General features: G+C 31.7%; 18 protein-coding genes. 13 read left to right on the top strand and 5 right to left on the bottom strand.

The annotated features are described in order from the left end of the window. The first annotated feature begins 505 nt into the window (after positions 1-505). The 4 genes from thrS to rplT all read left to right on the top strand — a co-directional run bounded on the left by thrS (position 506) and on the right by rplT (position 3,780). Complete coding sequence (gene thrS / locus IUY40_RS18445) at positions 506-2,452, top strand: threonine--tRNA ligase (protein WP_195738332.1); 1,947 nt, start codon at positions 506-508, stop codon at positions 2,450-2,452. Positions 2,453-2,474: 22 nt separating this feature from the next. Continuing rightward, positions 2,475-3,023: a translation initiation factor IF-3 gene (gene infC / locus IUY40_RS18440; protein WP_195738334.1), complete on the top strand. Its 549-nt coding sequence runs from the start codon at positions 2,475-2,477 to the stop codon at positions 3,021-3,023. Positions 3,024-3,138: 115 nt separating this feature from the next. Then, a complete protein-coding gene (rpmI, locus tag IUY40_RS18435) occupies positions 3,139-3,336 on the top strand; it encodes a 50S ribosomal protein L35 (RefSeq protein WP_022827375.1) in 198 nt (65 codons plus the stop codon). Positions 3,337-3,435: 99 nt separating this feature from the next. Continuing rightward, the gene (gene rplT, locus IUY40_RS18430; RefSeq protein WP_035633036.1) at positions 3,436-3,780 is read left to right on the top strand and encodes a 50S ribosomal protein L20; all 345 of its coding nucleotides are present in this window, start codon (positions 3,436-3,438) and stop codon (positions 3,778-3,780) included. A gap of 731 nt (positions 3,781-4,511) precedes the next feature. On the opposite strand, the gene IUY40_RS18425 is transcribed toward rplT, so the two are convergent. Beyond that, positions 4,512-5,402, bottom strand: a complete 891-nt coding sequence (locus IUY40_RS18425) for a hypothetical protein (RefSeq protein WP_195738331.1) — start codon at positions 5,400-5,402, stop codon at positions 4,512-4,514. Between the two features lie 348 nt (positions 5,403-5,750). On the opposite strand from IUY40_RS18425, the gene IUY40_RS18420 reads away from it, so the two are divergent. From IUY40_RS18420 to IUY40_RS18400, 5 genes are all read left to right on the top strand, one after another. After that, the gene (locus IUY40_RS18420) at positions 5,751-5,927 is read left to right on the top strand and encodes a hypothetical protein (protein ID WP_195738330.1); all 177 of its coding nucleotides are present in this window, start codon (positions 5,751-5,753) and stop codon (positions 5,925-5,927) included. A gap of 53 nt (positions 5,928-5,980) precedes the next feature. After that, the gene (locus IUY40_RS18415; RefSeq protein ID WP_195738329.1) at positions 5,981-7,693 is read left to right on the top strand and encodes a tetratricopeptide repeat protein; all 1,713 of its coding nucleotides are present in this window, start codon (positions 5,981-5,983) and stop codon (positions 7,691-7,693) included. A gap of 9 nt (positions 7,694-7,702) precedes the next feature. Continuing rightward, on the top strand, positions 7,703-8,371 hold the full coding sequence (locus IUY40_RS18410; RefSeq protein ID WP_195738328.1) for a response regulator: 669 nt from the start codon (positions 7,703-7,705) through the stop codon (positions 8,369-8,371). Positions 8,372-9,165: 794 nt separating this feature from the next. Then, complete coding sequence (locus IUY40_RS18405; protein WP_195738327.1) at positions 9,166-9,375, top strand: hypothetical protein; 210 nt, start codon at positions 9,166-9,168, stop codon at positions 9,373-9,375. 44 nt (positions 9,376-9,419) lie between these two features. Beyond that, complete coding sequence (locus tag IUY40_RS18400; protein WP_195738326.1) at positions 9,420-10,223, top strand: endonuclease/exonuclease/phosphatase family protein; 804 nt, start codon at positions 9,420-9,422, stop codon at positions 10,221-10,223. Here the strand turns inward: IUY40_RS18400 and IUY40_RS18395 are convergent, their stop codons facing one another. The 4 genes from IUY40_RS18395 to IUY40_RS18380 form a co-directional block, all read right to left on the bottom strand. Beyond that, positions 10,224-11,483 (bottom strand): asparagine synthetase B, encoded by a 1,260-nt coding sequence (locus IUY40_RS18395; protein ID WP_195738325.1) that lies wholly within the window; start codon positions 11,481-11,483, stop codon positions 10,224-10,226. It abuts the gene before it with no gap. Positions 11,484-11,776: 293 nt separating this feature from the next. Next, on the bottom strand, positions 11,777-12,442 hold the full coding sequence (locus tag IUY40_RS18390) for a response regulator transcription factor (RefSeq protein WP_195738324.1): 666 nt from the start codon (positions 12,440-12,442) through the stop codon (positions 11,777-11,779). A 123-nt stretch (positions 12,443-12,565) separates the two neighbouring features. Continuing rightward, positions 12,566-13,363 carry a histidine kinase gene (locus tag IUY40_RS18385; protein WP_195738323.1) on the bottom strand — a complete coding sequence of 266 codons (798 nt, stop codon included), beginning with the start codon at positions 13,361-13,363 and terminating at the stop codon, positions 12,566-12,568. Positions 13,364-14,287: 924 nt separating this feature from the next. Beyond that, positions 14,288-14,680 (bottom strand): hypothetical protein, encoded by a 393-nt coding sequence (locus IUY40_RS18380; protein WP_195738322.1) that lies wholly within the window; start codon positions 14,678-14,680, stop codon positions 14,288-14,290. 323 nt (positions 14,681-15,003) lie between these two features. Between IUY40_RS18380 and IUY40_RS18375 the strand changes: the two genes are divergently transcribed. The 4 genes from IUY40_RS18375 to IUY40_RS18360 all read left to right on the top strand — a co-directional run. Then, a complete protein-coding gene (locus tag IUY40_RS18375) occupies positions 15,004-15,561 on the top strand; it encodes a tail fiber protein (RefSeq protein WP_195738321.1) in 558 nt (185 codons plus the stop codon). A 63-nt stretch (positions 15,562-15,624) separates the two neighbouring features. Further along, a complete protein-coding gene (locus IUY40_RS18370; protein WP_195738320.1) occupies positions 15,625-16,776 on the top strand; it encodes an ABC transporter substrate-binding protein in 1,152 nt (383 codons plus the stop codon). Positions 16,777-16,778: 2 nt separating this feature from the next. Next, positions 16,779-17,708, top strand: a complete 930-nt coding sequence (locus tag IUY40_RS18365; protein WP_229335670.1) for a formyltransferase family protein — start codon at positions 16,779-16,781, stop codon at positions 17,706-17,708. A 34-nt stretch (positions 17,709-17,742) separates the two neighbouring features. Further along, a partial coding sequence (locus tag IUY40_RS18360; RefSeq protein WP_195738319.1) for a SprB repeat-containing protein occupies positions 17,743-19,383 on the top strand: 1,641 nt, incomplete at its 3' end.

Here is a 19,383-nt window from a genome sequence, read left to right as displayed (position 1 = left end):
TTATTTTCAACCTTAACACATTGACAATACATTGTTTACAAATAAATTAATTTTATATTTTTTACTATTTTCAGGCAACCTATTCTGTTTTACACAAAAAAGACAACTCAAAACACATCATTTTAACAAGACACCCATTAAAACAACTAGTTTTTTAATAACCCGTCAGCATAAAACACCCTATATACCAATTCTAAAGAAAAATCAAGATATCCCATTCCCTTAATACAACATCATACACATCTATTTCTACAATCACCATAAACCCCAGCCGTTCCTTGATTACTATATTACCACAAAGACACTAATAAATTCACAAACCTACTCCCTAGCCCTGATAGTAGTAAAAATCCTTTTATGCCGTGGTTCGGCATAAAAGATTGTAGCGAATAGCAGGATTTAGCTTCTTATAAAAATCTATACCTATATATTAGTATAAACTTATACATAAGTATTGTATCTATTTTTGTAATCCACTATATTTGCATTCATAAAATTACAAACAATGATTAAGATTACTTTGCCCGATGGGTCAGTTAGAGAGTTTGCTTCTGGCGTAACTCCTATGGAGGTTGCGAAAAGCATTAGTGAAGGATTTGCCCGAAACGTGATTTCGGCTTCTTTTAATGGTACAACTATTGAAACCGAAACTCCACTGACGACCGATGGTAGTCTGATTTTATATACATGGAATGACACTGAAGGTAAAAAAGCTTTTTGGCATTCGACTTCACACGTAATGGCTCAAGCTCTTGAGGAACTTTTCCCTGGGATTAAACTAACTCTAGGACCTGCTATCTCAAATGGTTTTTACTATGATGTTGATTTTGGCGACCAAAAGATAACTGACGCTGACTTTAAAAAGATCGAAGACCGTGTTCTTGAGATTTCAAGAGGGAAACATGAATTTAAAATGCGTCCTGTAAGCAAAGCTGAAGCTTTAGAACTATATAAGGATAACGAATACAAAACTGAATTAATCTCTAACCTTGAAGACGGAACTATCACCTTCTGCGATCATGCTACTTTTACTGACTTATGTCGTGGTGGTCATATTCCTAATACTGGAATCATCAAAGCGATGAAAGTGATGAGCGTTGCTGGTGCTTACTGGAGAGGTGATGAAAAAAACAAACAATTAACTCGTGTTTATGGAACTTCTTTCCCTAAACAAAAAGACTTAACGGAATATTTAGAACTTCTTGAAGAAGCCAAACGTCGTGATCACCGTAAACTAGGTAAAGAACTTGAATTATTTGCTTTCTCTCAGAAAGTTGGACAAGGCTTGCCTTTATGGCTACCTAAAGGCGCTGCTTTACGTGACAGACTAGAACAGTTCTTGAAAAAAGCTCAAAAAAAGGCGGGTTACGAACAAGTAGTAACCCCTCATATTGGTCAAAAAGAGTTATATGTAACTTCTGGTCACTATGCTAAATATGGCGCTGATAGCTTTCAGCCTATCCACACTCCTGCTGAAGGGGAAGAGTTCTTATTAAAACCAATGAACTGCCCTCATCACTGCGAAATCTATAACGTAAGACCTTGGTCTTATAAAGACTTACCAAAGCGTTATGCTGAATTTGGTACTGTTTACAGATACGAACAAAGCGGTGAATTACATGGTTTAACTCGTGTACGTGGCTTTACTCAGGATGATGCTCATATTTTTTGTACTCCTGAACAATTGGATGAAGAGTTCAAGAAAGTAATTGACTTGGTTCTTTACGTATTTGGTTCTTTAGGTTTCGAAAACTTTACTGCTCAAATTTCTTTGCGCGATAAAGAAAATAGAGACAAGTATATTGGTAGCGATGAAAACTGGGAAAAAGCTGAGAATGCAATTATCAATGCTGCTGCCGATAAAGGCTTAAACACTGTGGTTGAATATGGTGAAGCTGCTTTTTACGGCCCTAAACTAGATTTCATGGTAAAAGATGCCCTGGGAAGACAATGGCAACTAGGAACTATACAAGTTGACTACAACTTACCTGAGCGTTTTGAACTTACTTATAAAGGAGCTGACAATGAATTGCATAGACCTGTAATGATTCACCGTGCCCCTTTTGGTTCGATGGAACGCTTTATTGCAATTTTGCTAGAGCATACTGCGGGAAATTTCCCACTCTGGCTAATGCCTGAACAGGCTATAATCTTGTCTTTGAGCGAGAAATATGAAATATATGCTAAAAAAGTTTTAGATTTGCTAGAAAATCACGAAATTCGCGCCCTAATTGACAACAGAAGTGAAACTATCGGTAAGAAAATTAGAGATGCAGAAATGCAAAAATTACCGTTTATGCTAATTGTAGGTGAGGAAGAAGAGAAAAACGGTACTATTTCTATTCGTCGCCATGGTCAAGAAGGTAAAGGAAACATTACAGTTACAATTGAGGAATTTGTCGCAATTGTAGATGAAGAAATAAAAAAGACATTAAAAGTATTTACAGTTTAACTTAAATTATAAAGTCATAGCAATAAGAAGCAACAGAGGTTACCAACCTCGCGTAGAAAAAAAAGATGCACACAGAATAAACAATCTTATTCGTGTTCCTGAGGTACGCCTTGTAGGCGAAAACATAGAGCCAGGTGTTTTTAAAATAGCCGAAGCTCTAAGATTAGCCGATCAATTTGAGTTAGATCTAGTTGAGATTTCTCCAAATGCAGAGCCACCGGTTTGTAAAATCATGGATTACAAGAAATTTGTTTACGAACAAAAGAAACGTGATAAAGTCCTGAAAGCAAAGTCGACTCAAGTTGTAGTGAAAGAAATTCGCTTTGGTCCTCAGACTGATGAGCATGATTATGAGTTTAAGAGAAAGAACGCTGAAAAATTCCTTAAAGAAGGTGCTAAATTAAAAGCATTTGTATTCTTTAAAGGACGTTCTATTATCTATAAAGATCAAGGTCAGATTTTATTATTGAGATTAGCTACTGATCTTGAAGAGTATGGTAAAGTAGAAGCTATGCCTGTTCTGGAAGGAAAGAGAATGATTATGTTCATTGCTCCGAAGAAAAAGAAATAAGTCTTAAAGTTACAAGCCTTAAAGTCGAAGGTCATAAACTGACTTTTGACTTTTGAGATTTAAACTTTCAGACCAAGATATAAGTAAGTAAGAATAAATTAAAACACTAGGAAAAATGCCTAAAATGAAAACAAAATCTAGCGCCAAGAAACGTTTCAAAGTTACTGGTTCTGGAAAGATTAAAAGAAAGCATGCTTTTAAAAGTCACATCTTGACTAAAAAATCTAAAAAACGTAAATTAGCTTTGACACATTCAGCGTTAGTTCACAAAACAGATATGAAAAGCATCAAACAACAATTAAGAATTATCTAATAATTCTTTAGGTTAAAACATTTAAAATAACCTTGGAGTATGGCCAATAAGTTCCCTTGATTAAATTCGGGACGCCAGCTACAAAAACACATAAAAATTATGCCAAGATCAGTAAATTCAGTTGCTAAAAGAGCAAGAAGAAAAAAGATAATGAAGCAAGCCAAAGGTTTCTTTGGTAGACGTAAAAACGTTTGGACAGTTGCTAAAAATGCGGTAGAGAAAGCAATGTGCTACGCTTACCGTGATAGAAAAGTGAATAAAAGAAATTTCCGTGCTTTATGGATTCAGCGTATCAACGCTGGAGCTAGATTGGAAGGAATGTCTTATTCTCAATTCATGGGGAAAGTAAAAGCTAACGGAATCGAATTGAACCGTAAAGTTCTTGCAGATTTAGCTATGAATCACCCTGAAGCTTTCAAAGCAGTACTTAATAAAGTAAAATAAACGTTTTATAAACTCAATTTAGATTACTTACTTATATAAAAACCCAATCTTTCGATTGGGTTTTTTGTTTTTAATTCATAATCTAAATGCTTCTTTTAACCTTACTATTTATCTGCAACGCCTTTTGCTGCAACGCCTTTTGCTGCAAAAAAAAAGATACTTCTTTTGTATCTGTGTCTTCCTTGACTACATATACCCATAATACATCATTTTACATACTGTATTAGCACTCCTAATACTTGAAGCTGGAAACTCAATATCTATCCAATTTGCATCTCCAAATGGTTCTTCCTGAATTTCGACTAACTGAAACGAAAGATACTCCGATACTTGAATCTAAGTTTCTGAACCACCCAAAGTCGCTCATAACTTAATCCCTTGAACAATATTACCCTCTCCGAGCAAACTAGCTGTTATATATACATTCTCTGAGACAAAAATACTTCTTGTTCCTTGTATATTAGTTTATACTACGAAATTATTAAAATCCATATAAGTTACGGTATTTACTTTTAGATTTAGTCCTTTATCTTTTACTCCTTTTAAGAAAAGAAGCGAGCAATATATTTTTTATTTCCATGTGGCTCAATTAAATTATAAATACCTGTTTTACTACTTAATACATGACTAAAAAAAGATTAAAAAAAAAGATTTTATTCAAAAAAAACCAATCTTTTCGATTGGTTTTTTTTGTAACTAAACTTAGAATTATATATCTCAGAAACCAAATTCTACTTCTTATTTAAGATATGCTTGTCTATTATATACGGTGTGATTGACTTTAATGTCCTTCCTGTTTCTGGATGTAATCCTGGGGCTGTAAAATATTCATACCCACCATCAAACGACCTTCCATACCAAATACATGGTCTTCCCATTTTAAAAAAGATTGTTGTATCACAGACTTTGATTTTTTTAAAATTTGAAATTAAACTTTCGTCCTTCTTAATAACTATAGGCTTAAATAATGTAATTGCATTTGAAACCTGCTCACAAGGTATTTCTTCATAGTGGTCCTTATTCCAAACCATACAATTTTCATCATCATTAAAACTCCAAATTACAAATAGTCCTGCAAATACAAGGACCACGGCTAGGCAGGTCTTCATAAAACTACTATTAGTTTTTAATATTGGCTTATTGGGCTCTTCAACAAAAGATTGAGCATGAGCATTTGTATCAACAAACATCAATGGTTCTTCTTTTGAAATAGATTGATTAATATCCTCCAAAATAGATTTTGGTGTATTTACAACCAATTCTTCTCTTAAAAATCTATTATAAGGTCTCTTCTCATAATCTACCAAAATTGCTGCCAATTCAATCCTTGCAGGATTATCTGATTCTGTCTCTCCTGTTAAGAAAGTAATAATGGGTCGGAATCTTGCAATTTCAAATCTCTCAATAGCTCTTCTTAGATCTTCCTCCACTTTCACATTTAAAAATACTCTAAATGTATTTTTATCATTTATTGACAATGATTTATCAAAAAGAATCAAACATAAGTTACGCAATTGTGCTGGTGAAGGGTTCAGCAAAATACCTGTGGGGTCTTCCAACTTGAAAGTTTGGTATTTGGTTTTTATCGCATTTTTATATTCTTCAAAAGTAATTCTACTCATAAGCATTTATCGGAATTGTTAAACATTTTAAAGTAATCAGCAGAATTATCAGCATTACTGGAATCCCATCTCAACATCCTGCCAAAGCTGCCATTTCTTTGCCTCAGAATTAGTTACCGGTTTAATCTGCAGGTTAAAACAAATGTACAAAACTACTTCTTTAAAAAAGTGTGTGAATCCGTAAGACCGAGTTTATTCGGGAAGTATAAATAAAATCATACTGTTCTCCACACTTCACTTCCCAAGAAAACAAAGAACATTCCGCCAGAAGCGGTTTGAAAACAGTTCGGAAATTCGATTTCAAAATCGGATTGGGACGCCTTGTGTAAATTTTAAAGATAAATTAAGATGAAAAGATTTTTTATAGTAGCGTGTTTTATAGCAGCCAATTTGGCTTTTGTATCTTGTACAAATGATGATGTTGAAGATACAATAAATAAAAACAAAGTAGCAGCAATCAATGCTTCTCCAGATAACTCTGGAGGTGGATCTAATGGTCAAACACCAATTCCTCCACCAAAATAATTCAATTATAAATGAACTAGAATATTGTAATTAATTTTCAGTATTTTCGGGAAATGAAACTTCAAAAAGTCCATTTCCCGATTTTTATTTTAGCCTTGATTCTGTCAATTGCTTCTTGCAACAAAAAATCTAATCTAATTGTGCACCCAAAAAGCAACACTGCGTATAATAACTTTTTATCCTTAGGCGACAAACATTTCGAAAATCAAATATATGATAGTGCTTTCTATTATTACAACAAATCTAAACTGGCTTGTAATGCAAATGAAAATGAGAAAATAATCTACTCTTTATTAAAAATGGCTGTTACTCAGCAAATACAAGGCGACTATTTTGGTAGTGAAACTAGCGTAACGGAAGCTATCCCTTTTTTTACAAAAACTACAAATTCTTATTATAAATGTGCTGTTTACAATAATCTAGGTATAAATTATGAAAGATTAAATGAATATGATGACGCCATTTATAATTATAATCAAGCCATTAAATTTGCTGAAATAGACTTACAAAAAGACATATTAAATAATAATATCGCCGTTGTTTACCAAGGTAAAAATAATCATATAGAAGCTGCGAGTATTCTCTCCAATCTCAGTAAAAAAAAGGACATCTTAGACAATCCAGAAAATCACGCACGAATACTTGATAATTTAGGCTACTCCTATTTCAAAATAGGCAATCCAAAAGCATTAGAATATATAAACAAATCAATAGCAATAAGGAATAAAACAAATGATGACTTTGGATTGACTACAAGTTATTTACATCTTGCCGAATTATATTCGAATCTAAATAATAAACTCGCAAACCGATATGCAAATTTAGCTTATCAAAAAGCAACAAAAATAAATAACGTAGATGATCGTCTATCATCATTAAACTTATTAATCAAAAACTCTAATGGTGAAAATTTAAAAAAAACGACCCTCCTTTACTTGAAAATAAACGACAGTATAACTAAATCAAGACAAAAAGCTAAAAATCAATTTGCAAAAATTAAGTACGACTCTAAACAAGATCGGGAAGAAAATTTAAAGCTAAAAGCCCAAAAAGCAGAAAACGCACTACAATTAGAAAAAGTAAAAAATAGAAATCTAACCTTATATATTGTAATTGGTCTTGTTTTAGGCTCCATCTTCTTTCTTTATTACTATTTAACTACAAAAGGAAAACGAGAAAAAACTGCTGCAATTTATGAGTCTGAAACCAGAATCTCTAAAAAATTACATGATGAACTAGCCAATGAAGTCTATCATGCCATTGTTTTAGTAGAAACTAAAGATCTATCTTCATATGAAAACAAAGAAATACTCCTTTCAAATTTAGATACAATATACACCGGTACCCGAAACATTTCAAGACAAAACAGCACTATTGATACTGGAGAAAACTTCAAAAATGAATTAAAAGAAATGCTATCCAGCTATAACGGCAAAAAAGTAAGCGTAATTATAAAGGATAATAATAATATTAATTGGCATCAAATTCACTCTGAAAAGAAAATTGCAGTTTACCGAGTATTACAAGAATTGCTGGTAAATATGAAAAAACACAGTCAATGCTCTTTTGTTGTCATTGGCTTTGAAGAAAATGATAAACAAGTAGAAATACAATATTCTGACAATGGCATTGGCTTTAATGGAAAAATGAATTTAAAAAATGGTCTTAAAAATGCGGAAAACCGTATTAATAGCATAAAAGGAACACTTACTTTTGAATCTGAACCTAATAAAGGATTAAAAGTAAAAATTTCATTTCCAAAATAACACACCTATATGTTTACAAAAGTTTTAATAGCAGAAGATATAGATTTTAATGATATTGCAGTCGTACAAGTACTTGAAGAACTGAATGTGCCCGAAATAGCATATGCTAAATATTGTGATGATGCTTTACTTAAAATTAGGGGAGCTGCCCTTGAAAATAATCCTTATCAATTATTAATTACTGATTTATCCTTTAAACCAGATCATCGAGAAAATAATTTAAAGTCAGGTGAAGAGCTTATTGCTGCTGTAAAAGAATTATTTCCCGAAATAAAAATAATTGCATTTTCTATTGAAGATAAATCGTATCGCATAAAGTCTTTGTTTGATAATTTTAATATTAATGGGTTTATAATGAAAGGACGCAATAGTATTCCTGAATTAAAAAAAGCTGTACAAAATGCTTTTGATACTGACGAAAAATACCTTTCGCAAGAATTAAATTATATACTTCGGGACAAAGCGACCAACGAAATAGATAATTACGACATTCAACTTATCAAATATCTTTCTATAGGTATGTCTCAAGAGAATATGGAAAGTAAGTTTAAAGAATTAGGTATTACTCCTAATAGTAAAAGTTCTATCGAAAAACGAATTAACAAACTTAAAATTTACTTCAAGGCTAATAATCCCACACATCTCGTAGCAATTGCTAAAGATTTGGGTTTAGTATAAACATACTATTTATTTTTCTACATCTCTATACTTTACGGATTTCCGTAAGGATACTCAATTGCTTATTTATAAGTTTGACAAACCAAATTTAATCTTATGAAGAGTAATCATTTTATACTACTATCAAAAAAAAATTTAACAAATAGCATCTCTCCCAAAAATAAAATTATACTTAAAACAACTCTTCTTTGTTTCTTATTGTCTTTTGGAATAACATTTTTAGGCTCTATAACGGGATGTATTTATCTAGATTGGAAATTATTATTTATTCCCGCAATAACAATTTTCCAAATCGTATTACTAATAATTGCAATTATAAATAGATATAAAAAAGTGTAAACCCCATTAAACGTTTTTATGAATTTTCTTCTGATTATTACTGATACCCTTTAAAAGCAAGATAATTATATTTTCGTTTATTATTTCACTGAATGCAAAATCTGTAATAAACTGTTTTTACAATAAATTTAAATTTGATGTGTCAATAATTTAAAAACAAAAACATATGAAAAAACATTACATAAACTAAAATGTAAAATCAAATAGTGATCATAAAGTCCATACAATTGATTGCATTTTCTTTCCAATTCTGGCAAATATGAATATACTTATGATGCAGATTGCTATGACCAAGATGGTAATTTGATTACTGGAGTTATAAATAATAACGATGCGGAAATAGGCATAAAATAATACCAGATGTATTGATTATGGAATATTAAAAGCTACACACAAAAATGTAAATGAATATACTCTAGTTGTAGATTGATTTAAAATAACAAACAAAAGAAAACATGAAATTTATTATACTATTTTTGTTCATTACTCTTACCTCATTTAATCCAGTAGAAACCAATGTATATGCATGTGGCACGAGTGGCGTAAAAAAATACCATTACAAAGAATCTTGCCGTGGCTTAAGTTCATGTAAACGAGAAATAACAAAACTTACTTTAAAACAAGCACAAGGATACGGTCTTACTCTTTGTGGCTGGGAAGACTAGGTAATTCTAGGATAATCTTTATATTTGAGAATTAATATTTACAAATGAGAATCCAGTTTACCCTCCTATTTCTATTTTTAACAACATCCTTTTACGCACAAACCAGAGTACTTTCCTGGAATATCGAAAATTTTGGTAAATCAAAATTAGAACAAGAAATTAGTTTTATCGCCAACATAATAAAAAACCATGATATTATTGCAATTCAAGAAGTTGTGGCTGGTCATGGTGGTTCTCAAGCAGTAGCAAGATTAGCAGATGAACTAAATCGCAAAGGCACAAAATGGGATTATGCTATTAGTAATCCAACAAGTAGTAGTGCGTACAAAACAGAACGATATGCTTTTCTCTGGAAAACTAATAAAGTAAAACTAAAAGGAAAACCTTGGCTTGAAAAACAATATGAAAAACAAATAGATCGTGAACCTTATTTTGCCACTTTTGAAAAAGATGGCAGAGATTTTACAATTGTTAACTTCCACGCTATTACAAAAAAGAAACAACCTGAAACAGAAATTAAATACTTTAAGTTTTTACCTCAACAATACCCTAATCTAAACTTGATTTTTGTAGGTGACTTTAATTGTCCTCAATCGCATACAGTTTTTAATCCGTTGAAAAGTATGGGATATCGACCAATTCTAGAGAACCAAAAAACATCTTTGAAACAAAAATGTATTAATAACCAATGCCTAGCTTCTGAATTTGATAATATTTTTTATCATTCTTCAAAAATTAAAATAATAGACAAAGGAATAATTCATTTTTATAATGATTATGGCTCATTAAAGGAAGCACGAAAAATATCTGACCACATCCCAATATGGATGGAGTTTTCTTTAAACTAATTAAGTTTTAAGTTTTTTCTTTTTAGCAGCTGGAAATAAAACATTGTTAAGAATTAATCGATACCCGGGTGAATTTGGATGTAAATCTAAAACTGTTGGCGGATCACCTACTTTATGTTGGTAATCTTCAGGATCATGTCCTCCAAAAAAAGTAAACATCCCTTTACCTTTTTCGCCATGAATGTACCTTACTTCACCATTTATCTCGCATGTTCCCATTACCAAAGCACTCGATTTAACAAAGGCAGCATCAAACGAAGTTGTTTGCCCCATAAATCCTTTTACTAATTGTGTGTGATTTTGACACAACATACTCGGAATTGGGTCCCATTTTGCAGAAAATTCCATTAAAGTAAAATAATCTTTTTCCATAGAAACTCGCCTTTTCGGAGTCATGTCTATATCCGAGAACTCATATATCTCGGGTTTACGCTCTAAAGTAAAATCTCTAAAAGCAAATGAATTAGCATAATTAAGTCTTGACTGATAGTTTGGTTCACTTGCATCCCCATCAAACATTGCTTCACAAATATCAACACCATCTGCGGCCAAAGCTATATCAAAACTATCTGTTGCAGAACACATTGCAAACATAAATCCTCCACCAATAACAAAATCTCTAATTTTTTTAGCCACTGCTACTTTTTCTTTTGATACTTTATCATATCCTAATTTAGTTGCTAATGCTTCTGCATCTTTCTTTTGCTCTATATACCATGGTGTATTTTTATAAGCTGCATAAAACTTACCATATTGTCCTGTAAAATCTTCATGATGCAAATGCAACCAATCGTATAACAATAATTGATCCCTTAAAACTTCTTCATCATAAATTGGAGTAAAAGGTATTTCTGCATATGTTAATACTAAGGTTACTGCATCATCCCATGGTTGTTTCCCTTTTGGTGTATAAACTGCTATTTTGGGAGCCTTCTCAAGAATAACTGTTTCCATATTCTGTGATGGACTCGAAATTTCATTTAAAATAGAATTTTCTTCACTATCAGAAAGTATTTCAAAACTAACCCCACGGATTTTACATTCTTTTCGAATCTCTTCTGCATCTGGTAACAAAAAAGAGCCTCCTCTATAATTAAGCAACCAACTGGCTTTATAGTTTTTACTTAAACACCAATAAGTTATGCCATACGCTTTTAAATGATTTTGTTGGGTTGTTTCATCCATAGGAAGCAAAATAAATGATGCTTTCCCACTAAATGATAATAAAAAGAAGAAAATATAAGCAATATAATATTTCATTTTAAATCTGTTTTATTTTTATCTCTCATAATGTTAAATTATTTAATTATCTGTTTTCAAAAACACGTAAAAACACGCATAAATATATGAGTTACTCTGGCTAAATTTGTTTTTCTATAAAAACTAAATTAACTTATGAAATCTCAAACAATGAAAATTAATGACTCAAATAATAAAGTTAAACATACAAATTTATTTCGGAAGATAGGCATTTGTTTATTAGTACTAACAATAATACTATACTACGTTTTATCTATTCAATTTCTAACAAGTAGCGAAATTAATTAAGATCATTAATTCGCAAGAGTTGCTATTTCGTTTTGAATTGCATAAACGACTAATCCTGCAGTATTTCTAGACTCTGTTTTTAATAATAAATTATTTCGATGTCCTTCGACAGTTCTGGGGCTAATGAAAAGCTCTTTTGCTATTTCTGCTGTACTTTTTTGTAAACAAATCAATCGCAATACTTCAATTTCACGAGCTGAAAGAAAGTTAGTATCCAAACTACATCTCGTATTTTTACCTGCTTTGGCTATTTCTTGAATAATTTTAAGTATATTTTCATTATAATAATACCCTTTAGTGTTCACTTCATTAATTGTAAATATTAAATCTTTTGGCGTTGAATTCTTTAATAAATAAGAAGCTGCTCCAACTTGTAACATATTTACAACAAAAGATTTCGTATCATAACTTGTTAAGGCTATAACTTTAATATCCGGAAATTTTTTATGAATAATTTTGGTTGCTTCTACTCCATTTAAAATTGGCATTTTTAAATCCAGAATAATAATGTCTGGTTGACTGGATGATTTATTTAGATAGGATATAAGTTCATTTCCGTTTGATGCCTCATAAATAACCTTTAATTTTTCTTCTCTTTCCAACAAAAAGACAATCCCTTTGCGAAATAAAACTTCATCATCAACTAAAATTATTTTTATCGAGGTTTTCATTTTGTCAAAATATCACAGTTACTCATAATTTTTTAACAAATTAAATATTAAAAAACTACAAAAAAAAACTATTTATCCTACGAAAATACAAAAAATGTAAGCTTAAACAATGCTTTTTTATTTCTAAAAGGTAAAAACAATTGAAACCCCGTTATTTATAACTGAATTTACGCATAAAGTGCCATTAAGAAAAGAAATTCGACTTTCAATGTTTTTCATCCCAAGCCCTTTCAGATTAACTTTATTATCGCTATCAAAACCAATTCCATTATCTAAATATATTCCTGTACTAATTCCTTTTTTATCTTCAAAAGAAATTGAAATTTGAGTTGCCTTTCCGTGTCGTAATGAATTATTCATCAGTTCTTGTAAAATTCTAAAAACATGTAAATGCTTGTCTTTATCTTTTTCATCAAATTGAATTTTGTTCTGATAATCTACTTTTACTGCTTTACTACTTTCAAACTCTAAACATAATTCTTCTATACCTGCATGCAATCCGAATTTTTCTAAAACTGGAGGAAATAAACCATGAGCAATTTTCCTAGAGCTATCTAATGCCTTAGCCGTTAAATCTATAATATTCCCTGTAATATCTATTACTTCTTGCTCTGTTAGATTTGGAGTTCTTAATAGATAGCTATTTAATGAAACCACATTAAGTTTAGAACTAATATCGTCATGAAGGTCTTGCGCAATTCGTTTACGTTCTTCTTCTTGTGTAATAATAACAGCTTGAATCTGGTCTTTTTGGTATTGAATTTCTAAATCTTTTTTTTCTAATTGTTCTTTTATAATTTTCTTTCTCGAGAAATAGAAAAACAATATAAAAACAACTCCCATCAATATGAAAGACAAACATCCAAATATAATTATAGCTACAATCTCACTTTCTGGAATTGGATTCAAATTTAAAAGCATTGCGCATTTTTCTCTTATTAGTATATGCAAATTTACGAATAAAAATATCGTATTTAATCTGATAATTGAAAGTAGCTAAACAAAAAAATCTCTGCCAAAATTTAAGCTTTGACAAAGATTCTCAATTTATAAGTCTAATTATACAATATAGAGCTACATTAATATTAATCTTTTATGATTTACAGTATTTCTTTATCAACGTTTTTCATCTGTACACTGTTTTTATTTTAAAACATGATACCAAATATTAAACAAGTTATCATTGCTACTCAATTAAAACTAATTTAGAGCATTAGTTTCTTTATTTTTATAAAAACTTTTCCTCCATTCAATTAAAATAAATAACTGAAAGACTATATATAAGACATAATTTATACGTGAAGGTACTTTGTAATATCTAGAACTTAACATTATCGATAAATTACCTACTAAAAACAAAATAGTACTTCCAAACAAATACAATATAATACCTATGTTGATATAATAAAACACCTTTTCGCCATTCAACATATTGTAAAAATGAAATGTAGCATAAATTATTAATAAAAAAGAAGTAATGAATATTTCATATAAATTAAATTCAAAAAACAAATCTGGTCTAATACTATATTGAATTGCCAAACTTAATAGTGCCAAAATAAGTGTGATTTTGATTACTTTTTTTTGAAATTTGTCTGCTATCAAATTAAAATAAAAAAGACCTAGCATAAGAAACTGCCCAATAAAATAAAAATGTGATAAAAACAGATTATTGATACCCAATTTCCTTAAAACAAGTGTAATTATCTGAATACATACAATTAAAAAAAGATATGCTGTAAATATCACATAGCTTTTTTGTTTCTTAGAAAGACCAATTGCAAATACTATAAAATTAATCAGCAAAAGGGAATATCCAAAATTAACAAGAAATGAATACATAAATTACATATTATTAAGTGGACTAGACGGATCTCCTTGAGGTGGACATGGCTGACTAAAATCGTATATAGCTGGTGAAGTCTCGTCGCCATATCCTCCTTTAACATCTACGCCTTTAGGAAGCATATCTTCGTAAATACCTGTTTTTTCATTGTACCTAGTTCCCACAATCATTAATGTTTGTTCCCCTGCATCGTTTACTCCAATGTAAGCTCGTGCTGCATCTATTCCCTGCTTTAATACTAACTCTAAATTTATTTTTGGAATTAAATAAGCACGTACTTTATTTTTAAAATCGGAATCACTTTTGGGATCTCTCCAATTTTTCGCCCATTTTTCAGCAGTTTCTAATGAAATCTCTGTGTCTTTTTCTCTTAATTTGTTTTTTCCTGTCATAATTTAGTTTTTTTATTAATTAAAAATCAACTTTGGTTTGTTAATATTTACGCTAAACTAATGTTTTTTTACTCTTCTAACAAAAAATAAAACCTGAGAAAGTCATATTAAACAAAAGTTAAAATAATAATAATTTTTAACTTTTATTTAACAATCTAACTGCTATTAAAAATCTAACTTTATAAAACAAAATCCTAAACACAAATCACACCTTACTGACCAATAATAAGTTACAAGTTTATTATAAAAAACACGTATAAATACGTGCCCCTATATTTTCATTATAATCTAATTTTGAATTTAACTAATTAAACTAAAAAACTATGTCTACAGAACCATTTATCGGAGAAATTAAGATTTTAGCATTTAATTTTGCACCTAGAGGTTACGCAGTCTGTCAAGGCCAAACCATAGGTATTGCACAAAACACCGCATTATTCTCTCTTATAGGTACTTATTATGGAGGAAATGGCCAAACAACATTCCAACTTCCTAATCTACAAGGACGCATGCCAGTTGGACAAGGGCAAAGCTCTTTAGGAGCTAGCTATGTAATGGGACAAACAGCAGGAGTAACCTCTGTTTCTATACTTACGTCAAATATGCCTGCGCACGTTCATACCTTAACTAATGTTGCCGTAAAAATAAAAGCTTCGTCTGCAAATGCTGATGAATCTTCTGCAGAAGGAAATTTCCCCGCAACGACAAAAGCATCTACTTATTCTGGTAATGGAGCCACTAATAACGTTTTCACTGGAGGAACAGCAATTACAGGTAACACTGACATATCAGGCTCAAGCATACCGCTTAATGTACAAAATCCATATTTAACTATTAATTATTCCATCGCTACGGAAGGAATATTTCCAAGTAGAAATTAATTATAAATAAAATAAAGGAGAGTATCATATAGAGCTCTCCTAATCAGTTATTACATAAATTATATGGAAATAGTAGGAATTCTATTGTCCCGTTCCACATATTATCAAACTATTGGCTTTGATTTATATGAAGGTCTCCGGTCTGGTCTAAAACAATTGGGGCGGAGTGATATAAAAATAGTTACAGAAAACATAGGTTTTGGTGCCGACAAACAACAATGTTATCGTAGTGCCGAAAAGCTTTTACTTGAAGAAAATGCATCTATTGTAATTGCTTATATCGGTCATCGTACCGCTCAATTGCTACGTCCTCTCTTTCTTGCTGCCAATAGAATACTGATTGTTTTAGATGCGGGTGCCAATATGCCTCATGAGTGGCCAACCTGTCCCAATATTTTTTATCATTCGCTTCATAATTCTTTAGGAGCTTCACTAGTTGCTAAGGAAGCGATAAAAGACGGATACAAAAGTGCCGGCATGGTAACGGGTTATTATGATGGTGGATATTTACATACTTATAGTATTTCAAAAGCATTTCAAGATAATGGTGGCACAATATCTTTTAATCATGCGACTGGCTATAAAACAGATGACTTTACGATGGAACCATTAAAAGAACATTTAAATAATTTTCCTGAAAGTGCTTTGTTGAGCATCTTTAGTGGTGATTATGTACAATGGTATTTTGAACAAATTAAAAACACATTTGAAGAACAAAATCTGCCTGTTTATTTAACCCCTTTTGGCTTAGAAGAAACGATGTTGAGTAATGCAATTTATCCAGGAAATAATGTAAAAGGCATTGCTGCTTGGTCCAAAAAAATCGAATCAACTGAAAACCAACTATTTACTAACGCTATGATAGAGTTAGGAAAAACGCCAAATCTATTCTCTTTGTTAAGTTGGGAAAGTGCAACTATAGCTTTAAAAGTATTAGAACTAACTCTTGAACATAAAAATAGTATTCCTAATATTAGCCAAGATCTCCAAGCTATAACATTCGTTAGTCCTAGAGGTGAAATTTATTTTGATACAAAAACGAATACATCTATTTCTCCTCTATATAAAGCTTCTATTATTTCAAATACGGAAGGCAAATGCGAATTACAATTGGAAAATGAAATAACAGAAGTAAATGAATATTATAAAAAACTAACGGACCAAGATTTAGATCAGACAACATCAGCTTGGTACAATAGCTATGTCTGTATTTAATTATGGAAGCACAAAAAAAAATAATGGTACTATGTGGCGGAAAGTTCGCCTTTAAAACATTGCAGTTACTAGCATATGAAAGTTTCATATGCGCAATAGGAATTGGAAAAAGTACTAACGCAATAATAGATGCTTTAGAAAGAGAATCGGAAAACAATAACTTAGGATTTAAATCATTCCCTGCTAAAAAAAACATGAAAGAGATGAGAGGTTGGATTGATACTATTAAACCCGATTATATTTTTTGTATCTCATTCCCATTTCTTCTTCCTGAATCTGTTTTATCTTATGGAAATAATAAATTTATCAATTTCCACCCAGGACCATTACCACAATACCGTGGAGTAATGCCCATTTTTGAAGTACTCAAAAATCAAGAAAAGGAGACTGCCATTTGTGCACATTTTATGAATGAAAAATTTGATGAAGGAAACATCATTTTTAATGACCCTATAAGAATAAAAGAGGATGATACTTACGGAAAACTAACAGTAAGATTATGCGAGCGTATGTCGCAAGTGGCTTTAAATATGGCAAATATGCTACAATTTGCTAGTAATATTCCGAATCAACCTCAAGACGAATCATTAGCCTATTATTATGAAAAGCCTGAATTAACAGATACTTACATTAATTGGAAACAGATGCATGCAGATGAAATCATCGCATTAATAAATGCATGTAATCCTTGGAATTCTGGTGCCGATGCCATTTTAATGGGAGAACAAGTAAAAATAATCGTAGCAACTCTATTAGATAAACCACATGAAGACAAACCAGGAACAATCATTTCTATAAACAATACGATAAATATAGCTTGTGAGGATAACAAACAAATTGCAATCGAAATACTTAGTACAGACGAAGGTATAATGTCGGCTAAAGAATATGCTTTATTGAATCCATTAATGGCAAACCCCATATCTAACTAATATAACTAACTATTAATTTAAAAACAATGCAATTATGAAAAAGAACTTTACTATTATCTTTGCGATATTACTTTCTCTCTTTTATACGAAAAGTAACGCTCAAACGCAATTTTGGTCCGATACATTTGAAGATACTGGAGCTCCAAGTTCTGGTGTAAGAGCACCATCAATAGAGTTTTCTTGTGGGGGACCACCCGCAACCTCTTATTTTTTTAGAACTACACCTGCAGGAATTGAACTTAATAGCCTTCAACTTCCTAACACTACCTATACAGGTTTTCAAGGTAGTAAAATATGGGCTGGAGAAGATCTTGATAAAGGCTTAACCTGCACAAACAACTCAACATCTTCTAATCAACAGGTTACTTGGGCTACTATAAATATTACTGGGAAAAATGGCCTATCATTTAAAGGCCTTTTTGCTGCAAATGATCAAAACACCTGGCAAGGTTCTGATAGTGGTATTCAACAAGATTATGTTATCGTTGAATATAAAATCGATGCGGGGGCATGGACTAAACTAGTGGCTTTTTATGCCAGTGCAGCTGATGACAGCCCATCGTTAAAACTTGACACCAATGGAGATTTAATTGGAGATGGAGCTGCTTTAAGTTATGCGTTTGGAGAGTTTTCTGCAAACATTCCTGGTACAGGAGCTATATTACAAATTCGGTTGAATGCTTTTGCAAATGGAGCCCAAACCCAAGAATTTGCAATAGATGATTTCCGACTTTTCGAAACACCAACCTGTACTGCTCCAATTATTACTAGCAACCCAGCAAATAGAAGCCTTTGTCCAGGAAGCAATACTACATTTAGTACAAATGCAACCGGCGCAACAGCTTACAAATGGCAAGTAGACCAAACGGGTACCGGAACTTATACGGACCTTGCAAATATTGCTCCATATTCAGGAGTTACAACAAACACATTGACTGTAACTGGTGTAACGACAGCAATGAATGCTTATAGATATAGAGCTGTTGCAATTAATGGAGTAGCAACTTGTTTTACAAATTCAAATTTTGGAATATTGTCTGTTTCTAGTATAACTGTAACTGGTACTCAAGATAATATCCTTTGTGCTGGTAGCAATACAGGTAGTGCCTCTGTAATTCCTAGTGGAGGAATTGGTAGTTATACCTACAGCTGGTTACCTTCAGGCGGCTCAGGATCTATTGCTACAAACTTGAGTGCAGGAACCTATACTGTGACTATTAAGGATGCTATACTATGCGAAACAACTAAATCTTTTACTATTATTGAAACAACAACACCAATAAGCATAGTGCCTACACAAACAAATGTATCATGCTTTGGTGGATCTAATGGTTCTGCAACTGTAGGAGTTACAGGTGGTACTGGAGTAGGCACATATACTTATTCTTGGTCTCCTTCTGGTGGAACGGCTGCAAGTGCGTCAGGACTTACTGCAGGAACTTATACAGTAACTGTCACTGATGCAAATAATTGCTCTAAACAACAAATATTCAATATTCTTCCTGCAAATGAGATTATAACATCTGTGACAGCACAAACAAACGTATCTTGCTTTGGTGGATCTAATGGTTCTGCAACTGTAGGAGTTACAGGTGGTACTGGAGTTGGCACATATACTTATTCTTGGTCTCCTTCTGGTGGAACGGCTGCAAGTGCATCAGGACTTACTGCAGGG

It is taken from the genome of Flavobacterium sp. ALJ2 (assembly GCF_015594725.1).
Lineage (GTDB): Bacteria > Bacteroidota > Bacteroidia > Flavobacteriales > Flavobacteriaceae > Flavobacterium.
Note: the sequence above shows the minus strand (reverse complement) of the source record. Positions and strands in the feature narration are given on the sequence as shown.

Bases quoted from the DNA above. Each gene is read 5' to 3' on its own strand.
- thrS (WP_195738332.1), top strand. From the start codon at position 506: ATGATTAAGATTACTTTGCCCGATGGGTCAGTTAGAGAGTTTGCTTCT.
- IUY40_RS18425 (WP_195738331.1), bottom strand. From the start codon at position 5,402: ATGAGTAGAATTACTTTTGAAGAATATAAAAATGCGATAAAAACCAAA.
- rplT (WP_035633036.1), top strand. From the start codon at position 3,436: ATGCCAAGATCAGTAAATTCAGTTGCTAAAAGAGCAAGAAGAAAAAAG.
- IUY40_RS18420 (WP_195738330.1), top strand. From the start codon at position 5,751: ATGAAAAGATTTTTTATAGTAGCGTGTTTTATAGCAGCCAATTTGGCT.
- IUY40_RS18415 (WP_195738329.1), top strand. From the start codon at position 5,981: ATGAAACTTCAAAAAGTCCATTTCCCGATTTTTATTTTAGCCTTGATT.
- IUY40_RS18405 (WP_195738327.1), top strand. From the start codon at position 9,166: ATGAAATTTATTATACTATTTTTGTTCATTACTCTTACCTCATTTAAT.
- IUY40_RS18380 (WP_195738322.1), bottom strand. From the start codon at position 14,680: ATGACAGGAAAAAACAAATTAAGAGAAAAAGACACAGAGATTTCATTA.
- IUY40_RS18365 (WP_229335670.1), top strand. From the start codon at position 16,779: ATGGAAGCACAAAAAAAAATAATGGTACTATGTGGCGGAAAGTTCGCC.
- IUY40_RS18385 (WP_195738323.1), bottom strand. From the start codon at position 13,363: ATGCTTTTAAATTTGAATCCAATTCCAGAAAGTGAGATTGTAGCTATA.
- IUY40_RS18400 (WP_195738326.1), top strand. From the start codon at position 9,420: ATGAGAATCCAGTTTACCCTCCTATTTCTATTTTTAACAACATCCTTT.
- IUY40_RS18395 (WP_195738325.1), bottom strand. From the start codon at position 11,483: ATGAAATATTATATTGCTTATATTTTCTTCTTTTTATTATCATTTAGT.
- rpmI (WP_022827375.1), top strand. From the start codon at position 3,139: ATGCCTAAAATGAAAACAAAATCTAGCGCCAAGAAACGTTTCAAAGTT.
- IUY40_RS18375 (WP_195738321.1), top strand. From the start codon at position 15,004: ATGTCTACAGAACCATTTATCGGAGAAATTAAGATTTTAGCATTTAAT.
- IUY40_RS18410 (WP_195738328.1), top strand. From the start codon at position 7,703: ATGTTTACAAAAGTTTTAATAGCAGAAGATATAGATTTTAATGATATT.
- IUY40_RS18390 (WP_195738324.1), bottom strand. From the start codon at position 12,442: ATGAAAACCTCGATAAAAATAATTTTAGTTGATGATGAAGTTTTATTT.
- IUY40_RS18370 (WP_195738320.1), top strand. From the start codon at position 15,625: ATGGAAATAGTAGGAATTCTATTGTCCCGTTCCACATATTATCAAACT.